The 4,262-nt window shown below is 38.2% G+C and carries 4 protein-coding genes and 2 pseudogenes; 3 read left to right on the top strand and 3 right to left on the bottom strand.

What is annotated here, in order from left to right:
- Positions 1-226: pseudogene (locus UF06_RS14420) on the top strand (IS1634 family transposase); the annotation flags it as partial.
- A 473-nt stretch (positions 227-699) separates the two neighbouring features.
- Here the strand turns inward: UF06_RS14420 and UF06_RS14410 are convergent.
- Together UF06_RS14410 and UF06_RS24550 are read right to left on the bottom strand one after the other, a co-directional pair.
- A complete protein-coding gene (locus tag UF06_RS14410) occupies positions 700-1,497 on the bottom strand; it encodes a hypothetical protein (protein WP_045571062.1) in 798 nt (265 codons plus the stop codon).
- A 13-nt stretch (positions 1,498-1,510) separates the two neighbouring features.
- Positions 1,511-1,702: a helix-turn-helix domain-containing protein gene (locus UF06_RS24550; RefSeq protein ID WP_054702239.1), complete on the bottom strand. Its 192-nt coding sequence runs from the start codon at positions 1,700-1,702 to the stop codon at positions 1,511-1,513.
- A gap of 105 nt (positions 1,703-1,807) precedes the next feature.
- Between UF06_RS24550 and UF06_RS27830 the strand changes: the two genes are divergently transcribed.
- Together UF06_RS27830 and UF06_RS14405 are read left to right on the top strand one after the other, a co-directional pair.
- Positions 1,808-2,077 carry a hypothetical protein gene (locus tag UF06_RS27830; protein ID WP_242402020.1) on the top strand — a complete coding sequence of 90 codons (270 nt, stop codon included), beginning with the start codon at positions 1,808-1,810 and terminating at the stop codon, positions 2,075-2,077.
- 104 nt (positions 2,078-2,181) lie between these two features.
- The gene (locus UF06_RS14405) at positions 2,182-2,991 is read left to right on the top strand and encodes an HTH domain-containing protein (protein WP_242402019.1); all 810 of its coding nucleotides are present in this window, start codon (positions 2,182-2,184) and stop codon (positions 2,989-2,991) included.
- Positions 2,992-4,136: 1,145 nt separating this feature from the next.
- On the opposite strand, the pseudogene UF06_RS14400 reads toward UF06_RS14405, so the two are convergent.
- Positions 4,137-4,262: pseudogene (locus UF06_RS14400) on the bottom strand (IS3 family transposase); the annotation flags it as partial.

Genomic DNA, 4,262 nt, shown 5'->3' with positions numbered 1-4,262 from the left:
TTTAGAACACAAAATCAGAGAGCAACTCGCACAAACCGAAGCGTTCTTCCCAAGTATGGTAAAGAACAAGACGACCTCCAGACCGACGGCACGTTGGGTCTTCTTGCAATTCGAAGGCATAGATACGCTAGAGATTAACGGCCAACGGTTCATCACTGGACTTCAAGAGCACCAAACACAACTACTCAAATTACTCGGTAGATTCTATGAGGTAGTTTATTCCTAAATTAGCTGCGGAATGTCGGATAGAATGTGATCTTGTTTGCTATTTAAAACTTCAGGTCTTACTTACTCGTAGGTTTAGGTGTATGGAGTTTCGCAATTGGATCAGGTCAACTCTCCCAGTCTTTAATCTGTAAACCTTGCTCCTGTGCAAACTCCTCTAGCATCGTGTCGACTACCTTTGTGTAATGAGGGTAACGACAGAAAAACGAGATATGAGTTTTATCTTCATTAATTATAGCGCGAACATTGTTCATTCCATTGTCTATATAAAATTGACCTTTGCGATCGCACTGAACAGCATTCTGTGCAATAAATTTCGTGCTAGACAGGGTGTTCAGCACCTCCCTTATGTCTATTTGTTGAGTAATTACTAGTGCTTTACTACATTGTGGCACACAGGCTCCTAAAGTTTCGACTTCAGGTAATATTGTATATCCATTCCCATGCGTGGGAATGGATCATCGTGATGTAGAGCTAGCTTTTAACTTGAGTGTTTTCATTAGTAATTTTAGAAAACTCGCTGCGTTCTTCTAAGCGACCTTCCAAATTGGCCTTCTTGATAAGCGTTTCTTGTAGAAGTGCAGCAGTTTGCTCAAGTTCTTTTCTCATATTCTGATTTTCAGATTTAAGCTTCGCATTGTTGTCTTCTAAAATCGCGTTTTTACGCTGTAAGGCAAATGAAGAGTCTGAACTAGCTTGTAAAGTTGAGGCTTTGTTTTCAAGTCTGCTCACTTCGGTTTTTAAGCGCTCATTGTCGATCTTTAGTTCACTAAGTTGTCCTGGTAGTTCTTTCAGCTCATCAAGTTTGTCTTGAAGCTCTTCGACCAGCTCACTAGATTGTAATGCTTGTAGGCGTTTCTGTTCAGAACAGTGTTCAGCTATCTTTACTCGACTTTCTACAATACTAGCAATGTTACTCTCTACAGCTTGCCACAAAGCCGCTATGTCGAGTTTTAGTGCAGTTTCTAGCGGGCTGGAAAACCACTGGGGAACTTCTCGATTATATCGATTCGTATTAGGTTGAGCAGAATCGAGTACTTGAAATGCTATTTGAGCTTTTACATACCTCCCACCAACCGCGGCTTGTAATTGGGCTGGGTTCTCAAAACATTTTCCTTCCGCTTTTGCAGCTTCGTAAGCGGCAAGCATCACGTCGAAAGTAATGCCCTTATCTGGATCTTTATTCGCGTTATGCATTTCTTGAATAAATTGCTGCTTAAGCTTGGTACGTAAGTCTGTAATGTAAGTGCGTTCGTTAGTTTGTATGTTCATTCACTTACGCCTCTTAGTACGGTAGCTCTGTTGTTTGTTCTTCGAGCCATAATTCAATCGTCTCTCGTTCCCAGCCCACAATTCGCGTGCTGATTGCACGAGCTGGCGGGAGACGACCTTCTTTGCGCCAGCGCCACACAGTCACTTTACTTATATTTAGGTACGTAGCTAAGTCGCTAACTCTTATAAAATTTCTATCTATCATTTTTATTATTCTCGTTTTTGTTTTTATGTTTCTGTTTGATGTAATCGTATGAAAACAAACGCAAGTGTTGTAGATTAAAGAAAAGACACAATAGGGTTTACACTGATGGATAAAGTGGCTACGGTAGTACTTGAAAAGAAATTAGAGGAAAACCTTAAGAAACTAGAAGCACGATCTAAAACAGAAAACAAAAAGCTAACTCAAAAGAAAAGTCCAAAAGGTATCTCTGTTATCGAAGCATTTAATGTTGACTTAGAGTTAGAAGTTTCTGAAGTGCTAATGTTAAACCTCCGTTTTCTTAAGACTTTTGCGGATCGAAAGCCGACTACCATTGAAGAATTTGTACGTTTCTGCGGGGGGTATCTAGCACGATAGATAAGCTAATCGATTTTAGAACTAAAAATACGAGTGATGAGAAAAAAACAACACTTCAAAATCAAGATGTTTTAGTCATCGAATATGTTGATGTGATTGAGAGAATGCTTGTTAAAGCGAAAGGTAAAACTCCTCAAAGACCGTCATCTGATAATATTCGAAAAAAATACACTACTTTGGCTCTACCATTTTGTGCGCTTTGCTATAAGCGAGTGAATCAGTCTCCATACTATTGCCGAGATCATCACTCTTCTAGGAATGCCTTAGCATATAAGAAAGCTACACGAAGGTTGGTCTCTGCTGTTTATCGATACTCCAATGACAAATCAGAGAAGCGTAATCTGAATGACTATAAGAGAGGGGATCTGACACTTACAGCAGAACTACTATATCGCTGGTTAGCTTTATTTTCAGTGCAACCTCGGATGGCAATTGGTTGGCTAAATCATGTGGATCAAACTGAACCAGATTGGACAGGTTATGCAAAAGTGATTTTAGAGTTTAGCAAAATTCATTACCCCAAAGCCTATGAGATGATTAAAGATCTCGAGATTAATAGGGCGAGTTACGAAATATGGATTGTAGAAATTGCTAGATCTTTAGGCGGAGAGATTGAGGGTAATTTATGGAGATTGAAAGATGCCGACATTTGGCTAGAAACATCTAGCAATATGCAAAAGTCGATGACGTTATTGAATTGTATTAGCAGATACGAAGCTTTTATGGTTGTTTGTTCATTTCCAATTGAAACGGGAGTTATCAAAGGAACAAATGTGGATATTGAGAAACGTGATCGTCTAAAAGCGTTACTTGAAGAAAGAAAAGTAAACCCCAACATAACAATGAATGAGATTGCGAAAACCCTGGGTATATCTCGCACAGCTGTTTATAAATTAAAAAGTAAAATATGTTGATAATTGAGGTTTAAATGGTGTTGTTTTGTTAATGCATGCTATTAAAATAGCATGCTTGTTCGTGAAAGTATGTTATGAGTTAATATGTATGATTTAGTACTCTTTCGGTATGATTTATTTATATTGAAAATAGGCTTTCAAATTTTATTGTCTTACAGGTACCAAATTAAAGCTACATTCCCTCAAAAAAACATGTTATAACTATTATGACTGTTATAACTATTATAACGGTTATAGCTTTAATATAAGGAGCAAGACCGAAAAATTAAAAACAAATGAGCAAAACTTGCTCTTGTTGATTTTTTTTCGTTGTCGCAAAGCGCAATTGCTGTGTCGCAAAAGACAGTTTTAGTGCTTCGTGTGACATGTTCGCATGTAGCGCAAGTTTTCGTGCAGAGAAGTTTGTCTGCTTCGTCTGCAATGTAATTTTCGTGCATCAAAAAATTTCGCTTTGTAATTCAATAATTTTCTGGTTATCTGTAGCTGTTTTCTGCTTCTAGAAAGCCTTCATCCTGCCGATCGATTTGTATTGTTGTGGGGGATATAAGGTTAAACTCAGGACTAAAATTTTCAGAACAGTGTTCAAACATAACTTATTTTTTCATATTTAAAAAACAAAAAACAAAAAACAAAAAACAAAAAACAAAAAATTAATGTAGTTATGAATTTACGAGAACAGTGTTCTTGATAATACCGATAACGATTTAATTTGGTATTGTTCTCACTAGAAGCCCTGTAGTGCCTATTTCCCTACCTGTTCAGAGTTACCAATTTATCTATTGGCGCAGAGTTAGCTAGGCTACAGAGCTTAGCTCTGTAGCTTTTCTATTAAGAATGACCAGTGCTCTAATTTAGGTGATTTGGATTAGAAGGAGTAAACGACAATCATGAGTGGGTAGGTGCAATGCTTGCTCTATATTCCATAGCATTCATATCTAAATTCTACAGAGGTCATATTCAATGCTCTACAACCCTCGCTAATCCATTAAGCGTTCATCCAAGTTCACAACATTATTTTCACCAAACCACTCAAGAGCAGTTTCGACTGTTTTCAGGGTAGGATTTGGAAAAAACACAGCAAGCTTTTCAGAAGTGGACCCCAACGGTTGGACACATAAGCTAATTTCTTAAGTGGTTGACCCAGCTCATGCTGCGTATCTTTGCCTACCGAAGTAGGCCTCATCAGGAGTGAGGTTATTGAGTCCTTGATGGTTACGCTCTTCATTATAAAACACCATGTAGTTGCCGATTTCAAGCTCGGCTTCACGGGG

The organism is Vibrio sp. S234-5, from assembly GCF_000960595.1.
GTDB lineage: Bacteria > Pseudomonadota > Gammaproteobacteria > Enterobacterales > Vibrionaceae > Vibrio.
Note: the sequence above shows the minus strand (reverse complement) of the source record. Positions and strands in the feature narration are given on the sequence as shown.